This window comes from Ruegeria sp. HKCCA5463, assembly GCF_013034175.1.
GTDB lineage: Bacteria > Pseudomonadota > Alphaproteobacteria > Rhodobacterales > Rhodobacteraceae > Ruegeria.
Window position 1 is genome coordinate 634,831 of the sequence record NZ_WQFL01000001.1, and the last position, 22,421, is coordinate 657,251.

Genomic DNA, 22,421 nt, shown 5'->3' on the forward strand with positions numbered 1-22,421 from the left:
GTCAGCCCTGATTTGGTCCCCGGATCTGGCGGATGGTCTGACGGACCGCCTGCCAATCCTGCGCCTCTTTCTGGTTTCCGGCGGCTTCGCATTCACGCATTTTCTGCGCGGCTTCCGCCTCGGCCCGGTCTCCGTGCGCGGCATACAGCGCGCGCGCGTATTGAGCGGTTTGAATTGCGTCCATTCCTGTGGTCCTCCGTTTGTGATCGGAATGCCCGTTGGTTCGCGCCAAGGGACGATAGCACAGGTTTTGCGCCGCTGCATCAATTCTTGCCGGATACAGCCGTTCTGAGTTGTCGCAAGTGGTCCGGGAAATCGCGAGCGGCCACATCGGCCTCGCGCACAAGTGTGTCGAAGTGCCGTGAAAATGTCTCGATCCGGTCCCGGTCTCGGAACGCCATATAGTGACTGCCTGCGTAAAAGACGCACAGCAGCGGCCCGAAAATCGTTACAGGGGCTGAATAAAGCCGTTTGGCATCGAACAGATAGATACGCATTCGGGGATAAAGCTGTTCACACAGCTCCAGCAGATGATCGATCTGCTCCTGACGAATTTTTGGGCAAAGGCCATGGTAATACCCCGTGCCGCTTGCAAAGCTTTCGATCTCGAACAATGGCATTGCAATTTCGTAATCAGACTGCGCACTGCGCATCCACGCCAACCTGTCTTCGGACGCACCGATGGCCTGATCCGCCGTGCGCCCCAGATGGGGGGCATATTCCCACTCCAGCACCGCGCGCGTCTTGAGCATGTCAGGCAGGGCGGCCGGAACATAGCGGATCTTGTACCCGGCGGCTTCTTTGTGCCAGTCGAAAATCCGCTCATCGACCAGGGCGCGGGGCGCTTCGGTAATGGACAAGGAACTGGCCAAAATCTCTGCCGCGCTTTCCGGCCTGTCGGACAGGCCCAGCAACCAGTCGGCCGAAACGCCCAGTGCCGCGGCGCAGCCACCCACAACATGCGCATTGGGAAGACGCGCGCCATGATCGGTCAACAACTGAGATACGGTTGAACGGTCCACGCCGATATGGCGCGCAAGCGCGCTTTGGCTGACGTGACGGTCCTCCATCGCGCGGGCAAGGCGTTGGCGGAATTGAGCGGCGCGGTCGCGTTTGTCGATATTTTCCTGCATTAGGTGAAAAGTATCACAATTGATGAATTTTGTTAATCATATTCAGAATTTTCAGCGCGTGCACTGAACGGTACCCCCTTTGTAAAAGCAAAAAGAATGGGGTTCGGAATGGAAACGCGGCGAAGATCTGTCGTGAAAGCAATCGTATGGAATGTCATGGGGCTGGCCACCATGACGCTGGTGGGCCTGATCGCCACAGGCTCGGCCGCCGTCGGCGGGGCATTGGCGCTGGTGAATACCGCCATCGGCCTGGCGCTTTACATTGTCTATGAAAGAATTTGGGCCGGAGTTTCGTGGGGGCGCAATGGCTGAGCCCTCAACACCCAAGTCGCCCGAATGGGGTACATTTGCCCTGATCGTCGGCTGCTATGCCGCATGGCTGGTCGGGCTGTTCTGGTTGGCGGATGTTTCGCTGTGGTTGACGGTGCTGGTTTTGGGCTTTGTTGCCGCCCTGCATTCGTCTTTGACGCACGAAGTCCTGCACGGGCACCCGTTCCGAGCCAAATGGCTGAATGAGGCGCTGATGGCGCTGCCGCTGACCTTGGCCATTCCGTATAACCGTTTTCGCGATCTGCATTTGGCGCATCATCAGGATGCCACTTTGACCGACCCGTATGACGACCCCGAGTCCAACTATCTGGATCCCAACGTCTGGGCGGACCTGCCGGGTGGCGTGCGGGCTTTGCTGGCCCTGAACAACACGCTTCTGGGGCGGATGGTTCTGGGTCCGGCCATAGGGCAGGTGCTGTTTCTGCGCGACGAATGGCGAGGGCTGCGGCGCGGCGACAGGGCGATCCTGCTGGCCTGGGCATTGCATATCCCCGGCGCGGTTGCAGTACTGTGGATCGTTGCACAGTCGGCCATGCCGATCTGGGCCTATCTGATTTCGGCCTATATCGGGCTGGCGTTGCTGAAAATCCGCACGTTTCTGGAACACCGCGCGCACGAGAAGTCTCGCGCGCGGACCGTGATTATCGAAGACAGCGGGCCGTTGGCGTTTCTGTTTCTGAACAACAACCTGCATGTTGTTCATCACATGAATCCCGCCGCGCCATGGTATCGGCTGCCGTCGTTGTATCGGGATGGCAAAGACAGGTATCTGGCCTGCAACGAGGCGTATGTTTACCGCTCCTATGCACAGATCTTCCGGCAGTATCTGCTGCGCGCCAAGGACCCGGTTCCGCATCCGCTCTGGCCAAAGCACTGATTTGGCGACACAACGGGTGACATGAGTCTCTGGATCCCTGTCACCATCGCCGCCGCCAGTTTTCAGACCGTGCGGTTCATGCTGCAAAAATCCTTGAGCAGCGTGAAACTGTCTGCCGCCGGCGCGACCTTTGCGCGATTTGCGTATTCCATGCCGCTGGCCGTTGCTGGGCTGTTTGTGGCGATGCTGACAACGGGCGCCAGCTTGCCTCCGATTGGTGGAGTGTTCTGGCTGTACGCTGTCATCGGAGGCACGGCGCAAATCCTGGCGACGATCTGTGTTGTGGCGTTGTTCAAACAACGAAACTTTGCGGTCGGGATCACCTTCAAGAAAACCGAAGTCATTCAGACCGCGATCGTCGGCTTTCTGGTTTTGGGCGACAGCGTTTCCAGCGGCGCGCTGGTTGCGATCCTGTTGGGGTTGATGGCGGTGCTTTTGCTGTCGAAAACCCCCGGAGGAGGCGGCGCCTGGTGGCGGCATCTGACCAACCGCGCGTCCCAACTGGGGCTTGGATCAGGGGTTTTGTTTGCGTTCTCCGCCGTCAGCTATCGCGGGGCATCGTTGCAATTGGGTGATGCCGACGCCTGGTTCCGGGCACTGATCACCCTGGCCGCCGTCGTGACGTTTCAGTTTGTCAGCATGGGCCTGTGGCTGTTGTGGCGCGACCGGGCCGAACTGCGCGCGGTGTGGCAGACCCGATCCACCGGCGTGTTTGTCGGCCTGACCAGTCTGGGCGGTTCGTTTTGTTGGTTCTGGGCCTTCACCCTGCAAAACGCAGCCTATGTCAAAGCGCTGGGGCAGGTAGAGCTGATCTTCAGCCTGATGGCCTCGATCCTGTTTTTCCGCGAGACGATCACCCGGCGAGAAATCGCCGGGATGTTGCTGTTGGGTGTCTCGATACTGGCCTTGGTGCTGGCGATTTAGCCGGCACGACGCTCGTCAAAGCTCAGGGCAATGAAGCTGGGCAGGTGATCGCCCATACCCACCACGGCCCGGCCATTGTCTTCCTTGCGCCCGCGGCCACGCCCTTTGGGCTCTCGCTCTTTCCGGGTGTCTTTCTTGGCTTCGGAGTCCCGGGCTTTTTTCTCGGGCTTCGGCTTTTCAGGCTTGGGCTCTTCCTTGACCGGATTGTCGATGCGCGGGATGTCCTTCTGGATCAGCTTTTCGATCGCAGCCAGGGCTTTTTCATCGCGGACCGAGCAGATCGTGATGGCCTTGCCTTCGCGCCCGGCGCGACCGGTGCGGCCGATACGGTGCACGTAATCCTCGGGGTGGCCGGGGACGTCGAAATTGAACACGTGGCTGACGGCTGGAACATCCAGACCGCGCGCAGCGACGTCGGACGCAACCAGCAGACGCAATGATCCGTCGCGGAACCCGTCCAGCGTCTTCATCCGTTGCGATTGGTCCAGATCGCCATGGATCGCAGCGGCGTCATAGCCGTATTTCTTCAGCGATTTCGCGCAGATATCGACATCTGTCTTGCGGTTGCAGAAGATGATTGCGTTGGTGCACTTTTCGCCCTCTGCGTCGATCAAGGCGCGCAGCACGTTGCGTTTCTGGCTTGCTTCACGGTCCCGACGGCCGCCTTTGAACATGACAACGCCCTGTTCGATCGTCTCGGATGCGGTCGCTTGCCGGGCGACTTCAACCCGGGCAGGGGCGGACAGGAAAGTATCCGTGATGCGCTCGATCTCGGAAGCCATGGTCGCCGAGAAGAACAATGTCTGCCGCGTGAACGGCGTCAGCGAGAAGATGCGTTCGATATCAGGAATAAAGCCCATATCCAGCATCCGATCGGCTTCGTCCACCACCATGATCTGAACACCGGTCAGCAGCAGCTTGCCACGTTCGAAATGGTCTAGCAGGCGGCCCGGAGTGGCGATCAGAACGTCGACGCCGCGATCGATCAGGGCCTCTTGCTCTTTGAAGCTGACGCCACCGATCAACAGCGCCTTGGTCAGTTTCAGGTGTTTGGTATAGGTGTCGAAATTCTCGGCCACCTGGGCGGCCAGTTCCCGCGTCGGACACAGCACCAGCGAGCGCGGCATGCGCGCGCGGGCGCGGCCCCGGGCCAGCAGGGTGATCATCGGCAGTGTGAAGCTGGCGGTCTTGCCAGTGCCGGTCTGGGCAATCCCCAAGACATCACGGCCTTCCAGAGCGGGCGGAATCGCGCCTTCCTGGATCGGAGTGGGGGATTCGTATCCGGCCTCTTCAATGGCTTTGAGGACCTTCGGGTTCAGGTTCAGTTCGTTGAATTTTGTCATGTATGTCCGGTTTTTGCGGACACTTGACCTGGCCCGCGCGTCAAAGATGTGCCGGGCCCGGATGGCCATGCGCGTAATGCGACATTTCGGCTTGTACGCGGACATAACAAAAACGTTGATCGGGGTCAAATGAAGAGAATTTCACCTGACCCTGCCTGTTGCCTGCGGTGAATTTCAGCAACAATTCAGCAACTTCCGGGGAAGTGTTTCTGTAGTTTTTCGTCCAGGTTCAAAGGGCGGTGGCGCAGCAGGCCGTGGCGTTCCAGGTTGGCGCGCACCTCTGCGTCCGCGCCGCTCATTTCATTGTAGAACGCACGCAGCCCGTCCATGCCCTGTTCGGCCTCGATCCAGTTGAGCAGTTCGTTCTTGCTCAGCCCGCCCTGTTCGCGCGGAACATTCGGAGCCATGCCGGCCTGGTACGAGCCACGATCCATGCGGAACTGGTAGTGCGCTATCCAGTGATCCCAGTCCGGCGCATGACGATGGCACAGATCGATCTGGGGAAGCTCGTATTTGCAAGGCAGCAGCACCTTGTTCTGAAAAAGGTTGTGGATGCGGATGCTCAGGTTTTTCAAGCCGGTGCGCACGAACAGCTTTCCCTGCACGTGACTCAGGAAACCGCCCATGACGAAGGCGCCGTAATTCGGGTAAATGGTCTCGACCAGCGCTTCGCGGTTCGGGCCATGCGGGATATGAGCTTTGAACAGGTCATCGCCCCCGGCCAAGGCCTCCAACGGGCGGACACGCACCGCGGGAACCGTGTCTGGAACATCGCGCAGGACATCGGAAATGGGGGCCGCCGGCCAAAGAAACTCATCCACATCGATATGTGTCAACCAATCCAGCCGAGTGTTTCGATAGGCAAAAGTGGCGTGAACCGACTGGCGCACCTGATGCTTTTCCGGTCGTGCGCGTCCGCGTTTTTCCCAAAAGGTGTCATCACAGTTACGGACCCGGACCTTGGGATGCATTCTCAGTGCCCTGAACGTGCGGCGGTTGGGTTCGTCCATGTAGATATACATGAAATCCGCCCCCAGTTCGAGGTGATGGGCCACGAACCGAAGGACGTCTTCGGTTGGTCCCCGGACCATGGAAACAATGCCCCAGGTGGTCATTTGCGCGGTGCGCGGGCGTCGCGCATGCGTTTCAGGCGTCGAAAAATTCCACCTGGGTCCTTGTTCAATTGGATCATCAGGTGATCCACCAGCGGCGCAATCGTGGGATCGTTCATCGCCTTGGTCCAGATCGGAGCGATGAGATTGACGTCAAGCCCGCCTTTTTCAAAGGAAAAGCCTTTCATCTGATAGGGCAGCGGGACGTGGTTCCTGTCCTTGAACTGAAACGGCGTTTCGGGGGCCAGCCCCGAGAAGAGCCGCTCGAACTCATACAGCTTCATCATGCTGAAGAACACGCGCAAGGCATGTCCGACCTCGCGCTGTGTCGGCGTTTGACCGTGATCCGCAAAAGTCTGAACAGACGATACCAGCCAACGCAGGTCTAGGGCGGAAAGAAGATGGTCGGAATGTTCGTCCCACAACCGGCAGAACAGCGCAGGGGCCTGACGCGGAAAGGAGCGTTTTCTGAGATTCGAGATCAGCTGGGCGTTCAGGAAGGCAAGCTCTGACTTTCCGACGAATTCCCGCGCGATCTGAACGCGTTTGCGATCCCAGGTGGTGCTGCGCCCGGGCGGTAATTCGGTGGCGGAGTCAGGTACGATGCGTTTGGCCAGATCATCCAGATCGACGTCAAGCTCGGGCAGGGTCAGGGTGCCGAACTGAAACGGGCTGCGCCGGTTCTCATAGCTGTCCAGCATGTCGGGCAGGCCACCGGGATAGGTCAGTTCGTCGTCACTCATGCGCGCAGGATTGCACAGCCAAACCTGCCTGTGCAATCAGACAGTTGCCTCAGGTCATCATCTCTTTTGTCGCGGTCAGGTTCAGCGCGGGATAGTCACGGACCACCCGATCGATATCCCATTGCAGGCGGGTCAGATAGACGATGTCGCCGTCATGATCATGCGCGATGTGCTGCTTGTTGGCGGCCACGAATTTCTCGACTTCGGCCTTGTCACCGCTGACCCAGCGGGCCGAGGTGAACTGCGATGCTTCGAACCGTACCGGCAGGCCGTATTCCATTTCGATCCGGCTGGCGAGCACTTCGAACTGCAATGCACCCACGACCCCCACGACAAAGCCCGAGCCGATCGAAGGCTTGAACACCTTGGCCGCACCTTCCTCGGCGAATTGCATCAGGGCTTTTTCCAGATGCTTGGCTTTCATCGGGTCGCCCGCGCGGACGCCTTGCAGCAGTTCCGGCGCGAACGACGGGATGCCGGTCACCCGCAGCGCTTCGCCTTCGGTCAGCGTATCGCCAATGCGCAGCTGCCCGTGGTTGGGAATGCCGATGATGTCACCGGCCCAGGCCTCTTCTGCCAACTCGCGGTCAGAGGCCAGGAACAATACGGGGTTCGAGATCGCCATCGGTTTCTTGCTGCGCACATGGGTCAACTTCATGCCACGCTTGAAGTGACCGCTGGCCATACGGACAAAAGCCACCCGGTCGCGATGCTTTGGGTCCATGTTGGCCTGAACCTTGAACACAAAGCCTGCAACTTTCTTTTCATCCGGGGAAATCTGGCGGGGTTCAGCGGATTGAACCTGTGGCTGCGGGCCATAGGCGCCGATGCCTTCCATCAGTTCTTTGACGCCGAACGAGTTGATGGCCGAACCGAACCAGATCGGTGTCATGTGGCCTTCCAGTACCGCCTGCGGGTCAAGCGCGGGCAGCAATTCGCGCGCCATCTCGACCTCTTCCAGCAGTTTGTCCAGCAATTCGGCAGGCACATGCTCGGCCAGTTTGGGATCGTCCAGCCCGTTGATCTCGATGCTTTCGGCCACCTTGTTGCGGTCGGCGCGGTCCATCAGTTCTAGCCGGTCGCGCAGCATGTCATAGCAGCCTATGAAGTCGCGCCCCACGCCGATGGGCCAGGCGGCGGGCGTGACGTCGATGGCCAGCATTTCCTGAATTTCGTCGATGATCTCGAACGTGTCGCGGCTTTCGCGGTCCATCTTGTTGCAGAAGGTCAGGATGGGCAGATCGCGCAGGCGGCAGACCTCGAACAGTTTCTGCGTCTGGCTTTCCACGCCCTTGGCCCCGTCGATCACCATGACGGCCGCGTCCACGGCTGTCAGCGTGCGATAGGTGTCTTCCGAGAAATCGCTGTGGCCGGGTGTATCCACCAGGTTGAACCGGAAGTTCCCATAGTCGAACGACATCGCCGAGGCCGAGACCGAGATGCCGCGATCCTTTTCCATCTGCATGAAGTCCGACCGGGTCCGCCGCGCCTCGCCCTTGGCACGCACCTGACCGGCCATCTGGATCGCGCCCCCGTACAGCAGGAACTTTTCCGTCAGCGTGGTCTTTCCCGCATCCGGGTGCGAGATGATGGCGAATGTCCGGCGCCGGGCGATCTCGGGCGGCAGGGTGGGTTGGTTCGAGGTATCAAGCATGAGCGCGCGTATATGCGGGGAATCTTGCCGAAGCAAGACAAAGGGTCTGGTACGAATCATGGGTCTGTGGCAGAAAGAACATATAGTGAACAAATGATGGAGTGGATCAATGAATTTGAAAGAGATTGCCGATGAACTCGTGGCTGGTTGCCGGGAAGACCGGGCCAAGGAAAACCTGTCCAAGCTGTATGCGCAGGATGCGGTGTCGGTTGAAGGGCAGGATTTTCAGGGAATGGGTCGGGAAACCAAAGGGATCGACGCCATCCGTGGCAAGCATGAGTGGTGGGAAAGCGCTCATGAAGTGTCTGGTGCGTCTGTCAGCGATCCGCTTCCTCATGGCGAAGACCGTTTTGCCGTGATTTTCGAAGTGCAGGGCAAGGTGAAGGAAACCGGCGAAGCGTTCGATATGCGCGAGGTTGGTGTCTATCACGTCGCCGATGGCAAGATCATACGGGAAGAGTTCTTCTATTGATCGACGATCCGTTTCTGGTCTTCCCTGTCTGGCCGGTGCTAGACATGCGGCGATGACTGACAGGGAGGATCCGATGGATCTGGGAATTCAAGGAAAACGCGCGCTGGTCTGTGCCAGCAGCAAAGGATTGGGTCTTGGCTGCGCCGAGGCGCTTGCCGCGGCTGGCGTGAATCTGGTGATGAACGCACGCGGCCCCGAGGTGTTGGAGGCTGAAGCCGCACGCCTTCGGTCAGAACACGGCGTCGAGGTGCAGACGGTGGCTTGCGACGTGACCACGCCCGACGGTCAGGCGCAGGTGATCGAGGCCGCGCAGGGCGTTGATATTCTTGTGACAAATGCCGGCGGACCGCCACCCGGATCGTGGTCGGACTGGGAGCGTGATGATTTCATCAAGGCGCTGGATGCCAACATGTTGACGCCGATTGCATTCATGAAGGCCCTGATTCCCGGAATGATGGAAAAGGGTTGGGGCCGGGTGGTGAATATCACCTCGCAATCCGTGCGTGCGCCGATTGCGGTTCTGGGCCTGTCAAACGCGGCGCGTACAGGTCTGACGGGCTATGTGGCCGGAACCTCGCGTCAGGTGGCGCCTCACGGGGTGACCATCAACAACCTGCTTCCGGGCATCCATGCCACGGATCGGGCGGATTCTCTGGACAGCGGTGTGGCGGCGCAACTGGGTATTTCGATTGACGAAGCGCGTGCCAACCGTGCGGCGACGATCCCGGTCAGACGCTATGGTTCACGGCAGGAGTTTGGTGCGACCTGCGCGTTTCTGTGTTCGCAACATGCGGGCTTCATCGTTGGCCAGAATATCCTGCTGGACGGCGGTGCGACCAACCTGACGATGTGATCATGGCGCAGGGGTTTTCGTTGAAAGATCAGTTGTTCAACGCTGAGAAAGTCCGCTTTCTCAGCAACTTGTTCTTGGATGCTGAACTGGGTTTCGACGCCTCTGCGTTTCAGGCACAGGTCATGTCACGTCTGCCTGAACTGGAACTGAAGCAGCGTATGAGCTGGATCGCGACATGCCTGCAACAGGCCGTGCCGGGCGACTTGCCGACAGTCGCCCCGGTGATTTTGCGGTCTTTGCCGCCTCCGCTGGACCCTGCCAGATCGGATGATGATTTCGGCGATTTCATTTTCGCGCCGCTGGGTGAATGGGTCGTGGCCATCGGGCTGGATCACGTTGATCTGTCTCTGGATGTGTTGGAGGAGCTGACGCAGCGGTTTTCGATGGAATGGGCCATTCGGCCTTTTCTGAACCATGCCCCGGACAAGGTGCTTGGGCGGATGCAGGACTGGTGCACCCACGGCAGCTATCACGTGCGCCGATTGGTCAGCGAGGGAACGCGGCCCCGTCTGCCATGGGGGCAGGGCATCGGTCTGGGTCTGACGGACCCGTTGCCGCTGTTGGACAGGTTGCACGGCGATCCGACCCGGTATGTCACGCGGTCGGTGGCCAACCATTTGAATGATATTGCCAAGAAAGACCCGGGCCTGGTGCTTGGGCGTCTGGACAAGTGGCGCACCGAGGCGCGACAGACCGCGGCAGAGCTGGAGTGGATGACCTCTCATACGTTGCGCGGTTTAGTCAAGGCCGGGCACCCAGAGGCGATGAAGATGCTGGGATATGACCCAGATGCGGATATCGCCGTGACAATTGATCTGAGTTCCGAGGCCCGTATCGGCGAAGCGCTGGAGTTTTCCGTTGATCTGACCGGGGTAGGGAAACAACCGGTTCTGGTGGATTATATTATTTTTTTTCAGCGCCCTGCGGGAAAAACATCACCTAAGGTGTACAAGCTGAAACAGGCGGCTTTGAACAACGGCAGGCTCACGTTGGCCAAGCGTCACAGGCTGAAGGGTGATGCCTCTACCTTCAGGCTAATCCCCGGCGCGCATCGGCTTGAGGTTCAGGTGAACGGCGTTATCCGTGCCGGTGTGGACTTTGAGTTGCTGGAGTAGTTGGGCGCAGGAACACTCACGCTTTCGTCAGAACGACCGTGGCCAGATTGCGAATGCAAGGCCATTGCACTAGCTGCGTACAGGCAAGCATGACGGGGAAGCAGCGATGAAACACGATTCGGTACGGAATTATTATGGTGAAGTCCTGCAAAGCAGTGCGGACTTGCAGACCAACGCCTGTTGTACGCCTGACGACATGCCGGATCATCTCAAGCGGATTCTGTCCAGAATTCATGACGATGTGCTGACCCGATATTACGGGTGCGGTCTGATCGCGCCTCAGGATCTCGAGGGCATGTCGATTCTGGATCTTGGCTGTGGGGCGGGGCGCGACGTCTATGCGCTGTCTGCCATGGTTGGGGAAAAAGGCCGGGTCGTCGGTGTGGACATGACACCCGAACAACTGGACGTTGCCCGCGCGCATCAGGAATATCACGCCAAGGCGTTTGGGCACGCCAAAAGCAACGTTGAAGTCCATCACGGCTATATCGAGAAGCTGGAGGAACTGGATCTGGAACCCGGATCGTTCGACATCATCGTCTCGAACTGCGTCATTAACCTGGCGACCGACAAGGATGCCGTGCTGCGCGGCGCGCATCGGTTGCTGAAAGAAGGCGGAGAGATGTATTTCTCGGACGTCTATGCCGACCGCCGTGTCCCGCAGGCGATGGCCGAGGATGAGGTTCTGTATGGCGAATGCCTGTCGGGTGCATTGTACTGGAATGATTTCCTGTCGATGGCGCGCAAGGCAGGTTTCGGTGATCCGCGCCGGGTGACGCACCGCGCGCTGACCATCGAGAATCCTGCGCTGGAAGAACGTGTTGCCCCGCTCAGATTCCTGTCGGCGACCTACCGTCTGTTCAAGCTGCCGGCGCTGGAACCGGCCTGCGAGGATTACGGCCAGGCGGTGATCTACAAAGGCACTGTTCCCACCGCGCCGCATGCGTTTGTACTGGACGATCACCATGTCATCGAAACCGGCAAGGTCTTTCCGGTCTGCGGCAATACCTGGATGATGCTGCGGGACACGCGGTTTGCCCGCCATTTCGACTTTATCGGTGATTTTTCCACCCATTTCGGCATTTTTGAAGGCTGCGGCGGCGAAAGCCCGTTCGAGGCAACAGGTGAAAACGCATCATCTGGCGGTTGCTGCTGATCTCTTGCACCTGAAGGGCGGGGTTGCTATCCCCGCCCAAGCCCGATGGATTTGATCGGGAAAGGCAATGGGGTCCATCGGTGACAGGTAACGCAACTCCTCCGCGTCTGGAAATTCGCAACATTGTTCGCCGGTTCGAAGGGCGGGTCGTTGTGGATGACGTGTCATTGACCGTGCAGGCCGGCAAGGTGACCTGTTTGTTGGGGCCGTCTGGCTGCGGGAAATCCACCACCCTGCGCATGATCGCCGGGGTCGAGATGCAGGACTCGGGCGAGATCTACGTCGATGGCAAACTGATCTGCGACACCGTGTTTCGGGTGCCCCCGGAACGGCGCGAGATCGGGTTGATGTTTCAGGACTTTGCGCTGTTTCCGCATCTGAGCGTGGCCAACAACGTGGCCTTTGGCCTGAAAGGCAGCAAGGACGAGAAACGAGCCCGGGTCGAAGAGCTTTTGCGCAAAGTGGACCTGATGCGGTTCATCGACGGGTTCCCACATCAGTTGTCGGGCGGCGAGCAACAACGTGTGGCCCTGGCCCGCGCTTTGGCGCCACGGCCCCGGATCATGCTGATGGACGAGCCCTTTTCGGGCCTCGACAACCGTCTGCGCGACGGTATTCGGGATGAGACGCTGTCCATTCTCAAGGAAGAGGATGCGGCCGTTCTGCTGGTTACACATGAACCGGAAGAGGCGATGCGGATGGCGGATGAGATCGCGCTGATGCGGCGCGGCAAGATCGTCCAGCAGGGCGCGCCATACAATGTCTATACCCGGCCGGCGGACAAGGCGGCCGTGGCCTTTTTCAGTGATGTCAACGTGTTGCGGGCGCAGGTGAACGGAGCGCTGGCAGACACGCCGTTCGGCCAGTTTCTGGCGCCGGGTATTCCGGATGGAACGGATGTCGAAATCGTATTTCGCCCCCAGCATGTCAAACTGGATTTCGATCGCAACGGCAAGGGCCCGCTGCCGACCGCGACCGATGGCGTTGCCGCGCGGGGCGTGGTCGAGCGTGCGCGTTTTCTGGGAAACGAAAGCCTGGTCGAGTTTCGCATGGACTACGACGGCTCGATCCTCAGGGCGACGGTCCCCAATGTCTTTGTGCCCAATCCGGGCCGTGTCATGTGGCTGACCATTCGCCGTGACAAATGTTTCGTTTTCCCCGAGGCGCAGAGTTAACCTCGCGATTTCCGTGCAAGTGGTGCGCGAAAGCCTCAGATTGCAGGGTCGCGTCGCTTGCCGCATCGCGGGGCTGGGTCTATCAAGGGCCAAACGCGGGGGTAAATCGGGCACATGCGTATTCTTCTGACCAATGACGACGGGATCAACGCTCCGGGCTTGATCACGCTGGAGGCGATCGCTGCCGAACTGGCAGGGCCTGATGGCGAGGTTTGGGTTGTCGCACCTGCCTTCGAGCAATCCGGCGTCGGGCATTGCATCAGTTACACCCACCCCACAATGATCGCCAAGCTGAGCGAACGGCGTTATGCGGCGGAAGGGTCGCCCGCGGATTGCGTATTGGCGGGGTTGCATGACGTGATGTCGGACTGCCCACCGGATCTGGTCCTGTCCGGCGTGAACCGGGGCAACAACTCGGCCGAGAACACGCTTTATTCGGGCACTATTGGCGGCGCGATGGAAGCGGCCCTGCAAGGTATTCTAGCGATTGCCTTGTCACAGTATTTCGGCCCGCGAAATCTGGGGTTGGACGACCCGTTCGAAGCTGCCGCTCGGTTCGGGGCCGATCTGGTCCGGCGCATTCTGGATGCAAATCCGGCGGAGCAGGGTGATTACCGCCTGTTTTACAACGTGAATTTTCCACCTGTTCCGGCAGATGAGGTGCGCGGTACGCGCGTCGCCGCGCAGGGTTTCCGGCGCGACACGCATTTTTCGGTCGAACCGCACAGCTCGCCCTCGGGGCGGCGGTTCCTGTGGATCAAGGGTGGCTATCAGCATAACCCGACAGCGCCGGGAACGGATGCTGCGGTCAATCTGGAAGGCTATATCTCGGTCACACCGATGCGCGCCGACTTGACCGCATATGACATGCTGGAGGCATTGAAGGCGGTCGAATGAGCGGACTGGACCCGGAAACCGTGATGCAGTTCCTGTTTGCCCTGCGCAAACGGGGGGTCACGGATGCGCGCGTTCTGGAGGCAATGGAACAGGTTGATCGGGGCCGCTTTGTCACCGGCCTGTTCGCAGATCGCGCTTACGAGGACATGCCATTGCCGATCTCCTGCGGTCAGACGATCAGTCAGCCGTCGGTCGTTGGTCTCATGACGCAGGCGCTGGACGTTCGGCCGCGCGATACCGTGCTCGAGATCGGAACCGGGTCAGGTTACCAGGCCGCAATTCTGTCGAAACTGGCGCGCAGGGTCTATACGGTCGAACGCCATCGGCGGCTGGTCAGCGAGACAGGGAAGCTTTTTGCCGATTTGGGGCTTACGAATATCACGGCCATGTTGTCGGATGGATCCTTTGGCTTGCCGGAACAGGCTCCGTTTGATCGGATCATCGTGACGGCCGCGGCCGAAGACCCTCCGGGACCGCTCTTGGCGCAGCTGAAAATCGGGGGTATTATGGTTTTACCCGTGGGTCAGTCGGACACGGTGCAGCAGTTGATCAAAGTAACGCGCACTGAGGCCGGTCTGGACTATGAAGAATTGACGTCGGTCCGTTTCGTGCCTCTGCTTGAGGGGCTTGGCAAGGACGATGCGTAACAGGCTTGATAAATTGGTCGTCGAAACCCCGGACAACAGGGGCAGGCGTTGAGGACAGAATTATGAGTGCAGTATCCAAATCAGCTATGCGTCGCTGCGCGACCGGAGTGGCCGCTCTGGCCATTCTGGCCGGGTGTGAGGGGCCACTGGATTACGACCTGCGCGGTCAGGTCGGCGGATTTTCGACCACTGATGCAGTGCAGTCGGCAACAACGTCGCGCCCGTCGCCCGACAGCCGGGGGGTGATAACCTATCCGAACTACCAGGTTGTCGTGGCCCGACGGGGCGACACGGTGCGCGATGTGGCCGCGCGTGTCGGCCTGCCCGAGGGTGAGCTGTCTCGGTTCAACGGCCTTCAGACAACCGACACCCTGCGAGAGGGCGAAGTTCTCGCCTTGCCGCGTTCGGTAGGTGCAGGCAGTGGCGTAGATATCGCATCAGTTGCCGGAGCCGCCATTGATCAGGCCCCTGAAACGGGGGGCGTCCGGACAACGACGCTGGAGCCTGCCAAGCCAGCCCCGGCGCCCGTCGCAAGCGGGCCGGAACCTGTCCGCCACAAGGTCAAGCGCGGCGAAACGGCTTACACGATTTCGCGCCTCTATCAGGTGCCGGTGGAATCGCTGGCGGAATGGAACGGCCTGGGGTCCGACTTCACCGTGCGTGAAGGTCAGTTTCTGTTGATCCCGGTCAAGAACCAGTCCGCGCCACGTCAAAGCGCTGCTGCAGCGGCACCGGTTGCGGCCACCGAGGTAACGGAGCCGGGGCAGGGGTCGCCGACGCCGACGCCTCCAAGTGCCACGCAGCCCTTGCCCGACGAAAAGGTCGCGCCGCGCGCTGAAGCCCCTGATGTGACTGCCGAAGCCCCGACAAACACGCGATCTACGGCCCTGTCCCTGCCGGTCAGCGGCACCATCATCCGCGGCTACAAAAAGGGCAAGAACGAAGGTATCGACATCGCTGCGGCCCCCGGCACAGCCGTCACTGCGGCTGAGGCGGGAACCGTAGCGGCAATCACCGCGGACGCGGATCAGGTTCCGATCATCGTGGTCAAACACAAAAACGATCTTCTGACGGTCTATGCCAATGTTGATGACATCACCGTCAAGAAAGGGGATCGTGTGCGCCGTGGACAAAAGCTGGCGCAGTTGAGGGGCGGTGACGATGCCTATGTGCATTTCGAGGTGCGCAAAGGGTTTGAATCGGTGGATCCGGACCCCTACCTGAAATGAGGGTGTATGGCCCGTTTCGGGCCATGCCCCCGGCGGGAGTATTTTTTGAAAAGATGAAGTGTGTCAATCGTTTGGGTCGTAGTCGCTCAGGCGTTTGCCGGGCTCGTCTGCGAAGATCTCTGGCAGCGGCGAGACGGATTCGATCAGGTCGATGCGGAAGACGCGGAAGCCGTTGCGCAGTTCGCACCATGCTGTGAGCGTCCAGACGCGGCCCCAGTACTCCATGTGAAGCGGACGGATTGTGCGTTCAGTCAGAACGCCGTCAATGCGGCGGTAGGACAGCCGAAGCTTTTGGCGTGATTTGATGGCCGCGCGGATCGGAGCCATATGTGCAAGCCCGCGGGCTGCATCTGCAAAAGGGTAGACCGCGAATTTCCAGCTATCGGCTTCGGCCACAACCTGTGTGGGCAGAACGGCATCGATCTTGTCTGCCAGAGAGTTCGCGGCGGCTTTCAGGTCTGGATCTGCGGCCTCGGCCACGATCGCCATGCCGAGGTTCAGGGCCTCAAGCTCGGCCGGGGTCAGATTCAGCGGCGGCAGGGTGATCTGCTCGCGCACCATGTAACCCACGCCGCGCTCTCCTTCGACCGGAACACCCGAGGCGACCAGCGTGTCCATGTCGCGATAGATGGTACGGACCGACACTTCCAGCCGGTCCGCGATGTCCTGCGCGCGGTGCAGTTTGCCGTCGCGCAGGATCTGGATGATATCGAACAGGCGGTCAGTTCGGCGCATGACACGCCGTCCGGACCGCGCCTAGGCAGTCATGTTCCACAATACGGCCTCATGGCGCATCTGAACGCTTTCAGGGTTGATGGCCGCCATCATGCTTGCTGCACATTCCTGTTGCGGGAACTGCGCCGCAGCGTCCTGCGCGGCCTTCATGTCCGTCCAGACGACATAGTCGGTCCAGCGGCCGTCTGCGCCCTGGCTGAGCTGCCGATGGGCAAAGCCGGGCGTGCTGCGAACAAAGGCTTCGGATGCCTTGCTGAGCTTTACGAACTCTTCAGGGGTGGTGCCGTTGGCAAGAGTGAAGGTGACGATTTCAGCAACATGGGTCATGTGAGTCTCCGTTGACCAGGTTTCGATACCGTCCTCTTAACGACGTTCAACTGACATAAACCTGTCAGTTGGAAAACGCGAGCCCTTAGTTTTTTGCAGATGAGGTCAATTTTCGCCCTCAATCTGTGCCGTATCCCTTTTGGGACAGGGCCTGGAGGCGTAAACACGGTCCCAGTTCATATTCCCGGCGCGCATATGCGTCGATGAAAAAGGAGAAGAGACATGCTCAACAATATCGGCCTTCCCGGTCTTCTGCTGATCGCCGTCGTGGTTCTGGTTCTGTTTGGCCGCGGCAAGATCAGCTCGCTGATGGGCGAAGTCGGCAAAGGCATCACCGCGTTCAAGAAGGGCGTCAAAGACGGTTCGGAAGAACTGGAACAGGACGCGTCGGAACTGGCCAAGGACGTCACGCCTGAAACCGAGAAAGACAAGGCGTAAGCGCGGATGTTTGACTTGGGCTGGACCGAACTTTTGGTCATCGGCATTGTCGCCCTGATCGTCGTCGGGCCGAAGGACCTGCCGGTTTTGTTCCGCAATGTGGGGCGATTTGTCGGCAAGGCCCGTGGCATGGCACGCGAATTCAGCAGCGCCATGAACGAGGCGGCCGATCAGGCCGGTGTGAACGAGATCAAGAAAGGTCTCAACGCCGCCGCGAACCCGGTTGGCTCGGCCATGGATGGCGTGAAACAAGCCGCGCAGGATATGGCGAAAAGCATGGATCCCACCAAGTTCGATCCTGACAGCGAAACCGGTAAACTGGCAGCCGAGCGAGCCGAACAGGCCAAGAAAATTCAGGCCTCAACGGCCCGCGCTGCCGCCGAGCGCAAAGCCAAGGAAGCTGCCGAGGCCCTGGCAAAGGCAGAAGAAGCCGAAGCGGCGCTGAAGACTGAAGGCGAAACATGACCAAGACCGACGAGATCGAAGATACCTCGGCCCCATTGATCGAGCATCTGGCCGAGCTGCGCACGCGGTTGATCCACTGCGTCGTGGCCTTTCTGGTCGGGATGATCATCTGCTTTACGGTGGCCACGCCGCTCTTTAACTTTCTGACCAATCCCCTGTGTGAGGTTCTGAATGAGCGTGGACAGGATTGCGGCCTGATCTTCATATCGCCACAGGAAGGGTTCTTTGTCGCGATCAAGGTCTCGCTGCTTGGCGGGTTCATTCTGGCGTTTCCCTATATCGGGATGCAGATGTGGCGCTTTGTGGCTCCGGGCCTCTACAAGTCGGAAAAGAATGCGTTTCTGCCTTTCATGCTAGCCTCGCCCTTCATGTTCCTTCTGGGCGCAAGCTTTGCTTTCTACGTCGTCACGCCGTTGGCCTATGACTTCTTCCTTGGGTTCCAGCAGTTCGGGGCTGAAGGTGAAGCCGTGGCCGATGGAGTAACTACAGCGCCGCTGAGCGTGGTGTTTCAGGGCTCGGCGCAGGAATACCTGAACCTGACGATCAAGTTCATCGTGGCCTTTGGGCTGTGCTTCCAATTGCCGGTTCTTCTGACCCTGATGGGCAAGGCAGGGCTGGTCAGCGCCGAAGGTCTGGGGGCCATGCGCAAATATGCGGTGGTTGGCATTCTGGTGCTGGCGGCGATCGTGACGCCTCCGGACGTGATCACGCAGATTATTCTCTTTGTTGTGGTCTATGGCCTCTACGAGATCTCGATCTTCCTGGTGGCCCGGGTTGAAAGGAAACGGGAAGAGCAGTTGCGTGCCGACGGCTACTATGACGATGAAGAAGCCGAAGCAGACGAAGATCTGATGCGGGAATTCGAAGACGACAAGTAAACTGCTGAAACAACAGCCGAGGCGCGCCCCGTTCGGGCGCGCCTTTCTCGTTCGCGGGCCTTGTTGCGCCAATCAGAACATGCTTTGAACCGATCCGTATCTGACCGGAGGAGCCGATGGACGACCAAGCCCTGAACCGTATTGCTGCCGCGTTGGAGCGCATGGCGCCGGCGCCTTTGGCCACACCGGATTTCAATGCGGCCCCGGCCTTTGTCTGGCATGTGGAACCGGAACGCTTGGAGCCGGTTGAACAGGTCAATCGCGTCGATCTGGATCTGCTGGTCGGCATCAATCGGTCGCGCGACACGTTACTTGACAACACCCGCCGCTTCGCGGCCGGCTACAAGGCAAACAATGCACTTTTATGGGGCGCGCGTGGGATGGGCAAATCCAGCCTTGTAAAGGCTGTCCACGGCACACTGAGCGCAGATCATCCTGACCTGAAGCTTGTGGAGCTACAGCGCGAGGATATGGGCTCGGTCGCGCGTTTGCTGAACCACCTGCGCGCGGCGCCTTATCGGTTCATCCTGTTTTGCGACGACCTCTCGTTCAGTCACGATGACCAGCATTACAAATCGCTCAAGGCCGTTCTGGATGGCGGTATCGAAGGTCGCCCGGAAAACGTGGTGTTCTACGCGACCTCGAACCGCCGTCACCTGATGCCGCGGGACATGATTGAAAACGAACGTTCCAGCGCCATCAACCCGTCAGAGGCGGTCGAGGAAAAGGTATCACTGTCCGACCGCTTCGGTCTGTGGCTGGGATTCCACCCCTGCGATCAAGACGAATATCTTGCCATGATCGACCGCTATTGTGCCGCCTATGGCGTTTCGGTCGATGCCGAAATCCTGCGCGCCGAAGCAATTGAATGGCAGGCCACGCGCGGATCGCGTTCAGGCCGTGTCGCGTGGCAGTTCTTCGTCGATCTGGCCGGGCGCAACGGCGTTCATATCGCCTGATTCCAGCTTCATCTGGCCAAAAACATCCCCGCCGGAGGCATGGCCCGTCAGGGCCATTTCCTAAAGCAGCGCCAGTATCCGGGCGGCCTCATCAGCCGTGCTCGTCAGTGCATCGCGATCTTCGCCCGGGTGGAACCGGGCACGCACGGCGGTCGGCATCGGTGCTGGTTCCACGATCGAAACGCGCGGACCGGTTCGTTCGGTCTCGGCCGCCCAACTGCGGGCCAGCGCCATTTGCGCGGCCTTGGTGGCCCCATAGATGCCATAGAACTTCTGTCCGGCTTTCGGGTCATCGAAGAATACCGCGTGGCCGTTTTCACCCAGCAGCGGCGAGACATATGGGATCAGAACCGAGGTTGCGTTTGCATTCGTGTTGGCTGCCTTGGTCCATTCCTTGGGGTCAACGAAATGTACCGGCGTCAGCGCCGAGGTGTGAATGGCCGTATGCAGCCACAAATCCACCTTGCCCCAACGGTCATGGATCCCGCGGCACAGGGTTGCCATCGCGTTCGGATCAGTGATGTCCATCGGTGCCAGCGTGGCAGAGCCACCCTTGGCCTTGATGCGATCATCCAGTTCTTCCAGCCCGCCAGTGGTCCGGGCGACGGCGACGATGTGGTATTCGGGCGCCAGCGCTTCGGCCAGGGCAGCGCCCAGCCCGCGCGAGGCCCCGGTTATCAGGGCGATTTTGGTCGTATCGGTCATGCCTGCGGTTTGAACCCCCGCGCGCGGGGCGTCAAGATGTGATCAGCCGCCGGGGATGGCGATACGTCTGGTCTGGCCGCTTTGTCGCAGCATTATGCCATGCTCATCAATCGCGACAACTGTGCCCGAGGCAACGCGGCTTCCGGGTTTTACTTCTTTCACGCGGCCTGATGACAGTCGCATCAGGGCGCGCATATCCGCTTTCGGCCCGAATACGCCCAGAACCGAGACGGAATTCTTCTTCAGCGCGCCCCGCTGTGTGGCCGCGCTTTGGACTTTGGCGTTTGACATGATCCGCGGTCCGGGGCGTGGCCCGGACCCCTTTTTGAGTGAGTGGTCGCGGCCAGATAGCAAAACGCTCAAGCGAACAAAAGCGCTGCACGGACAGGTGTCATCACGATTTGGCGCCCTTGAAAAAAGCCCTTGTGATTGCGTGGAATTCGCCGACTGGTTGTGGCAAGTTTCCACTCATCCACATCCCATGACAGCAATCAGGCCGGTCGACTGCTATCGGCTGGCCGGGATGATCCGCCGTTTTGATTCGCTTTTCAGAACGGAAAACCGACCGTGTCAGTCCCGTTTCGTCCGCTCAGCCCGAGGCCAGTTTCGCCGCGTTCCAGGACCCGCCCGGAACCTGCATGTCGGCGCGCTTCTGGCTGACACGGCTGCTGTGTTCCAGATTATCCAGATAGTCTTCGCTGACGCTGCCCGTGATGTATTTGCCGTCAAAACAGGAACAGTCGAAGGCTTCGATCTCGGGATTGCCCTCTTTGGCGGCCCAGATCAGATCTTCCAAGTGCTGATAGAACAGGGCGTCGGCACCCAGTTCTTCGCGGATCTCTTCGACTTCCTTGCCGTTCGCGATCAGCTCGGCCTTGGTAGGCATGTCTATACCGTAGACATTGGGGTATTTCACCGGCGGCGAGGCGCTGGCGACATAGACCTTCTTGGCCCCGGCATCGCGGCACATCTGAACGATCTTCTTGATGGTGTTGCCCCGTACTATGGAATCGTCGATCAGCAGAACACTGTGGCCGTCGAATTCCAGCGGCACGGCATTCAGCTTGCGGCGGACGGATTTCTGCCGTTCCGCCTGACCCGGCATGATGAACGTACGCCCGACATAGCGGTTTTTCACCAGCCCTTCGCGATAGGGGATGCCGGTGATCTTTGCGGCTTCCAGGGCCACGGGGCGGGCGCTGTCGGGCACCGGTATGATCCGATCGATTTCCAACCCCGAGTCTTGAATCTGTTTCGCCAGCGTCTGGCCCATGCGCATCTGCGTTTTGTAAACCGAAACGCCGTCCAGCAAAGAATCCGGGCGCGCTAGGTAGACATACTCGAATATGCAGGGCGTCAGCTTGCCTTCGACCGCCTGATACTCGTGCATGTTGCCGTCCAGATCGATCAGGATCGCCTCACCCGGGCGAAGATCACGCAGCTTTTCAAAGCCGTTGATGCCAAAGGCCACGTCTTCCGAGGCAAAGGCATAATCATCACCGTCTCCGTCCACTTCGCGTTTGGCGACCGAAAGTGGGCGAATGCCAAACGGATCGCGGAAGGCCAGCATACCGACACCCGCGACCAGACAGATCACGGAATAGGCGCCCTGAACGCGTTCCATCGTCATCTTCACACCGGCAAACAGATTGCGGATGGGTTCGCCGTTGCCATTCACCTTGATCGCGTCCGCCACTTTGTCGGCCAGGACGTTCAGAAGGATTTCAGAGTCTGACGTGGTGCGCAGGTGCCGGCTGTATTTGCCGGTAACCTTTTCGCGCTGCTCAGCGGTGTTGGTGATGTTGCCGTTGTGAACCAGATAGATGCCGTAAGGGGCGTTCACGAAAAAGGGTTGCGCTTCGGCCGCGCTGAGGGACCCCGCCGTCGGATAGCGCACATGCCCCATGCCCACACGACCCAACAGGGTTTCTGCATCCTGGGCGTTGAACACATCCTTGACCAGTCCGTTGGCCTTCTTTTCGCGGAAGAATTCGCCGTTATAGGTCACGATCCCTGAGGCATCCTGACCCCGGTGCTGCAACATCAGCAGCCCGTCATAGATTTCGGCAAACACATCATGTGTCCGGCTTGCGATTCCCAAAATCCCACACATTTACGGGGCTCCAACTTCTATGACGATTTGACCTGAGGGTTGACCGCCGTTCGGCTTCGGATCCTCTGCAAGGCGCGTGCTGTCAGTTTGGTGGCAGGCGACAACGACGCCAATAGGGCGACCATCACAACGACCAGCGCG

Annotated in this window: 26 protein-coding genes; 15 read left to right on the forward strand and 11 right to left on the reverse strand. The window is 59.6% G+C overall.

Annotation, left to right across the window (positions count from 1 at the left end):
* Position 1: 1 nt before the first annotated feature.
* Positions 2–184 carry a hypothetical protein gene (locus tag GOW09_RS03180; protein WP_117868740.1) on the reverse strand — a complete coding sequence of 61 codons (183 nt, stop codon included), beginning with the start codon at positions 182–184 and terminating at the stop codon, positions 2–4.
* A 79-nt stretch (positions 185–263) separates the two neighbouring features.
* Entirely contained in the window at positions 264–1,133 is an 870-nt protein-coding gene (locus tag GOW09_RS03185; protein ID WP_152458192.1) for a helix-turn-helix domain-containing protein, read from the reverse strand.
* A 108-nt stretch (positions 1,134–1,241) separates the two neighbouring features.
* Here GOW09_RS03185 and GOW09_RS03190 point away from each other — a divergent pair, with 108 nt between their 5' ends.
* The 3 genes from GOW09_RS03190 to GOW09_RS03200 are packed head-to-tail and all read left to right on the forward strand — an operon-like array spanning position 1,242 to position 3,264.
* Complete coding sequence (locus GOW09_RS03190; protein ID WP_152458191.1) at positions 1,242–1,445, forward strand: DUF2061 domain-containing protein; 204 nt, start codon at positions 1,242–1,244, stop codon at positions 1,443–1,445.
* Entirely contained in the window at positions 1,438–2,340 is a 903-nt protein-coding gene (locus GOW09_RS03195; protein WP_171115586.1) for a fatty acid desaturase, read from the forward strand. Before GOW09_RS03190 ends, GOW09_RS03195 begins: the two co-directional genes overlap by 8 nt.
* A 21-nt stretch (positions 2,341–2,361) precedes the next feature.
* The gene (locus GOW09_RS03200; RefSeq protein WP_152458189.1) at positions 2,362–3,264 is read left to right on the forward strand and encodes an EamA family transporter; all 903 of its coding nucleotides are present in this window, start codon (positions 2,362–2,364) and stop codon (positions 3,262–3,264) included.
* Here GOW09_RS03200 and GOW09_RS03205 read toward each other — a convergent pair.
* The 4 genes from GOW09_RS03205 to GOW09_RS03220 all read right to left on the reverse strand — a co-directional run bounded on the left by GOW09_RS03205 (position 3,261) and on the right by GOW09_RS03220 (position 8,116).
* Positions 3,261–4,607, reverse strand: coding sequence for a DEAD/DEAH box helicase (locus GOW09_RS03205; protein ID WP_152458188.1), 1,347 nt, complete (start codon positions 4,605–4,607; stop codon positions 3,261–3,263). The two genes, GOW09_RS03200 and GOW09_RS03205, sit on opposite strands and share 4 nt — an antisense overlap.
* A gap of 185 nt (positions 4,608–4,792) precedes the next feature.
* Positions 4,793–5,722 carry a glycosyltransferase family 2 protein gene (locus GOW09_RS03210; RefSeq protein WP_254442690.1) on the reverse strand — a complete coding sequence of 310 codons (930 nt, stop codon included), beginning with the start codon at positions 5,720–5,722 and terminating at the stop codon, positions 4,793–4,795.
* A complete protein-coding gene (locus GOW09_RS03215; protein ID WP_171115590.1) occupies positions 5,719–6,462 on the reverse strand; it encodes a hypothetical protein in 744 nt (247 codons plus the stop codon). The genes GOW09_RS03210 and GOW09_RS03215 overlap by 4 nt, the downstream gene beginning before the upstream one ends.
* Positions 6,463–6,511: 49 nt before the next feature.
* Positions 6,512–8,116, reverse strand: a complete 1,605-nt coding sequence (locus GOW09_RS03220) for a peptide chain release factor 3 (protein ID WP_171115592.1) — start codon at positions 8,114–8,116, stop codon at positions 6,512–6,514.
* 109 nt (positions 8,117–8,225) lie between these two features.
* On the opposite strand from GOW09_RS03220, the gene GOW09_RS03225 reads away from it, so the two are divergent.
* The 8 genes from GOW09_RS03225 to GOW09_RS03260 all read left to right on the forward strand — a co-directional run bounded on the left by GOW09_RS03225 (position 8,226) and on the right by GOW09_RS03260 (position 15,660).
* A complete protein-coding gene (locus GOW09_RS03225; RefSeq protein ID WP_171115594.1) occupies positions 8,226–8,588 on the forward strand; it encodes a nuclear transport factor 2 family protein in 363 nt (120 codons plus the stop codon).
* Positions 8,589–8,661: 73 nt separating this feature from the next.
* Positions 8,662–9,441 carry an SDR family oxidoreductase gene (locus GOW09_RS03230; RefSeq protein WP_171115596.1) on the forward strand — a complete coding sequence of 260 codons (780 nt, stop codon included), beginning with the start codon at positions 8,662–8,664 and terminating at the stop codon, positions 9,439–9,441.
* Between the two features lie 2 nt (positions 9,442–9,443).
* On the forward strand, positions 9,444–10,556 hold the full coding sequence (locus tag GOW09_RS03235; protein ID WP_171115598.1) for a hypothetical protein: 1,113 nt from the start codon (positions 9,444–9,446) through the stop codon (positions 10,554–10,556).
* A 106-nt stretch (positions 10,557–10,662) separates the two neighbouring features.
* A complete protein-coding gene (locus GOW09_RS03240; protein ID WP_171115600.1) occupies positions 10,663–11,712 on the forward strand; it encodes a methyltransferase domain-containing protein in 1,050 nt (349 codons plus the stop codon).
* 80 nt (positions 11,713–11,792) lie between these two features.
* Positions 11,793–12,887 carry an ABC transporter ATP-binding protein gene (locus GOW09_RS03245; protein WP_171115602.1) on the forward strand — a complete coding sequence of 365 codons (1,095 nt, stop codon included), beginning with the start codon at positions 11,793–11,795 and terminating at the stop codon, positions 12,885–12,887.
* 114 nt (positions 12,888–13,001) lie between these two features.
* Positions 13,002–13,784, forward strand: a complete 783-nt coding sequence (gene surE, locus GOW09_RS03250) for a 5'/3'-nucleotidase SurE (RefSeq protein ID WP_171115604.1) — start codon at positions 13,002–13,004, stop codon at positions 13,782–13,784.
* Positions 13,781–14,431, forward strand: coding sequence for a protein-L-isoaspartate(D-aspartate) O-methyltransferase (locus GOW09_RS03255; RefSeq protein ID WP_171115606.1), 651 nt, complete (start codon positions 13,781–13,783; stop codon positions 14,429–14,431). Before surE ends, GOW09_RS03255 begins: the two co-directional genes overlap by 4 nt.
* Positions 14,432–14,493: 62 nt before the next feature.
* Positions 14,494–15,660: a peptidoglycan DD-metalloendopeptidase family protein gene (locus GOW09_RS03260; RefSeq protein ID WP_152458179.1), complete on the forward strand. Its 1,167-nt coding sequence runs from the start codon at positions 14,494–14,496 to the stop codon at positions 15,658–15,660.
* Positions 15,661–15,723: 63 nt separating this feature from the next.
* Here GOW09_RS03260 and GOW09_RS03265 read toward each other — a convergent pair whose 3' ends face one another.
* Together GOW09_RS03265 and GOW09_RS03270 are read right to left on the reverse strand one after the other, a co-directional pair.
* A complete protein-coding gene (locus tag GOW09_RS03265; RefSeq protein ID WP_171115608.1) occupies positions 15,724–16,395 on the reverse strand; it encodes a YafY family protein in 672 nt (223 codons plus the stop codon).
* A gap of 21 nt (positions 16,396–16,416) precedes the next feature.
* Positions 16,417–16,722 (reverse strand): hypothetical protein, encoded by a 306-nt coding sequence (locus GOW09_RS03270; RefSeq protein ID WP_171115609.1) that lies wholly within the window; start codon positions 16,720–16,722, stop codon positions 16,417–16,419.
* A gap of 222 nt (positions 16,723–16,944) precedes the next feature.
* Here GOW09_RS03270 and GOW09_RS03275 point away from each other — a divergent pair, with 222 nt between their 5' ends.
* The 4 genes from GOW09_RS03275 (at position 16,945) to GOW09_RS03290 (ending at position 19,462) form a co-directional block, all read left to right on the forward strand.
* A complete protein-coding gene (locus GOW09_RS03275) occupies positions 16,945–17,160 on the forward strand; it encodes a twin-arginine translocase TatA/TatE family subunit (protein ID WP_152458176.1) in 216 nt (71 codons plus the stop codon).
* Between the two features lie 6 nt (positions 17,161–17,166).
* Positions 17,167–17,625, forward strand: coding sequence for a Sec-independent protein translocase protein TatB (tatB, locus tag GOW09_RS03280; protein ID WP_152458175.1), 459 nt, complete (start codon positions 17,167–17,169; stop codon positions 17,623–17,625).
* Positions 17,622–18,503, forward strand: coding sequence for a twin-arginine translocase subunit TatC (gene tatC, locus GOW09_RS03285; protein WP_170344071.1), 882 nt, complete (start codon positions 17,622–17,624; stop codon positions 18,501–18,503). Before tatB ends, tatC begins: the two co-directional genes overlap by 4 nt.
* A 116-nt stretch (positions 18,504–18,619) precedes the next feature.
* Positions 18,620–19,462, forward strand: coding sequence for an ATP-binding protein (locus tag GOW09_RS03290; RefSeq protein WP_170344072.1), 843 nt, complete (start codon positions 18,620–18,622; stop codon positions 19,460–19,462).
* Between the two features lie 60 nt (positions 19,463–19,522).
* On the opposite strand, the gene GOW09_RS03295 is transcribed toward GOW09_RS03290, so the two are convergent.
* The 3 genes from GOW09_RS03295 to purF all read right to left on the reverse strand — a co-directional run bounded on the left by GOW09_RS03295 (position 19,523) and on the right by purF (position 22,280).
* Positions 19,523–20,167: an SDR family oxidoreductase gene (locus GOW09_RS03295; RefSeq protein ID WP_171115611.1), complete on the reverse strand. Its 645-nt coding sequence runs from the start codon at positions 20,165–20,167 to the stop codon at positions 19,523–19,525.
* A 42-nt stretch (positions 20,168–20,209) separates the two neighbouring features.
* On the reverse strand, positions 20,210–20,458 hold the full coding sequence (locus GOW09_RS03300) for a hypothetical protein (RefSeq protein ID WP_171115613.1): 249 nt from the start codon (positions 20,456–20,458) through the stop codon (positions 20,210–20,212).
* Positions 20,459–20,756: 298 nt separating this feature from the next.
* On the reverse strand, positions 20,757–22,280 hold the full coding sequence (purF, locus tag GOW09_RS03305; protein ID WP_171115614.1) for an amidophosphoribosyltransferase: 1,524 nt from the start codon (positions 22,278–22,280) through the stop codon (positions 20,757–20,759).
* Positions 22,281–22,421: the final 141 nt, after the last annotated feature.

Coding starts and splice junctions, on each gene's coding strand:
- GOW09_RS03180 (WP_117868740.1), bottom strand. CDS start 184: ATGGACGCAATTCAAACCGCTCAATACGCGCGCGCGCTGTATGCCGCG.
- GOW09_RS03185 (WP_152458192.1), bottom strand. CDS start 1,133: ATGCAGGAAAATATCGACAAACGCGACCGCGCCGCTCAATTCCGCCAA.
- GOW09_RS03190 (WP_152458191.1), top strand. CDS start 1,242: ATGGAAACGCGGCGAAGATCTGTCGTGAAAGCAATCGTATGGAATGTC.
- GOW09_RS03195 (WP_171115586.1), top strand. CDS start 1,438: ATGGCTGAGCCCTCAACACCCAAGTCGCCCGAATGGGGTACATTTGCC.
- GOW09_RS03200 (WP_152458189.1), top strand. CDS start 2,362: ATGAGTCTCTGGATCCCTGTCACCATCGCCGCCGCCAGTTTTCAGACC.
- GOW09_RS03205 (WP_152458188.1), bottom strand. CDS start 4,607: ATGACAAAATTCAACGAACTGAACCTGAACCCGAAGGTCCTCAAAGCC.
- GOW09_RS03210 (WP_254442690.1), bottom strand. CDS start 5,722: ATGACCACCTGGGGCATTGTTTCCATGGTCCGGGGACCAACCGAAGAC.
- GOW09_RS03215 (WP_171115590.1), bottom strand. CDS start 6,462: ATGAGTGACGACGAACTGACCTATCCCGGTGGCCTGCCCGACATGCTG.
- GOW09_RS03220 (WP_171115592.1), bottom strand. CDS start 8,116: ATGCTTGATACCTCGAACCAACCCACCCTGCCGCCCGAGATCGCCCGG.
- GOW09_RS03225 (WP_171115594.1), top strand. CDS start 8,226: ATGAATTTGAAAGAGATTGCCGATGAACTCGTGGCTGGTTGCCGGGAA.
- GOW09_RS03230 (WP_171115596.1), top strand. CDS start 8,662: ATGGATCTGGGAATTCAAGGAAAACGCGCGCTGGTCTGTGCCAGCAGC.
- GOW09_RS03235 (WP_171115598.1), top strand. CDS start 9,444: ATGGCGCAGGGGTTTTCGTTGAAAGATCAGTTGTTCAACGCTGAGAAA.
- GOW09_RS03240 (WP_171115600.1), top strand. CDS start 10,663: ATGAAACACGATTCGGTACGGAATTATTATGGTGAAGTCCTGCAAAGC.
- surE (WP_171115604.1), top strand. CDS start 13,002: ATGCGTATTCTTCTGACCAATGACGACGGGATCAACGCTCCGGGCTTG.
- GOW09_RS03255 (WP_171115606.1), top strand. CDS start 13,781: ATGAGCGGACTGGACCCGGAAACCGTGATGCAGTTCCTGTTTGCCCTG.
- GOW09_RS03260 (WP_152458179.1), top strand. CDS start 14,494: ATGAGTGCAGTATCCAAATCAGCTATGCGTCGCTGCGCGACCGGAGTG.
- GOW09_RS03265 (WP_171115608.1), bottom strand. CDS start 16,395: ATGCGCCGAACTGACCGCCTGTTCGATATCATCCAGATCCTGCGCGAC.
- GOW09_RS03270 (WP_171115609.1), bottom strand. CDS start 16,722: ATGACCCATGTTGCTGAAATCGTCACCTTCACTCTTGCCAACGGCACC.
- GOW09_RS03275 (WP_152458176.1), top strand. CDS start 16,945: ATGCTCAACAATATCGGCCTTCCCGGTCTTCTGCTGATCGCCGTCGTG.
- tatB (WP_152458175.1), top strand. CDS start 17,167: ATGTTTGACTTGGGCTGGACCGAACTTTTGGTCATCGGCATTGTCGCC.
- tatC (WP_170344071.1), top strand. CDS start 17,622: ATGACCAAGACCGACGAGATCGAAGATACCTCGGCCCCATTGATCGAG.
- GOW09_RS03290 (WP_170344072.1), top strand. CDS start 18,620: ATGGACGACCAAGCCCTGAACCGTATTGCTGCCGCGTTGGAGCGCATG.
- GOW09_RS03295 (WP_171115611.1), bottom strand. CDS start 20,167: ATGACCGATACGACCAAAATCGCCCTGATAACCGGGGCCTCGCGCGGG.
- GOW09_RS03300 (WP_171115613.1), bottom strand. CDS start 20,458: ATGTCAAACGCCAAAGTCCAAAGCGCGGCCACACAGCGGGGCGCGCTG.
- purF (WP_171115614.1), bottom strand. CDS start 22,280: ATGTGTGGGATTTTGGGAATCGCAAGCCGGACACATGATGTGTTTGCC.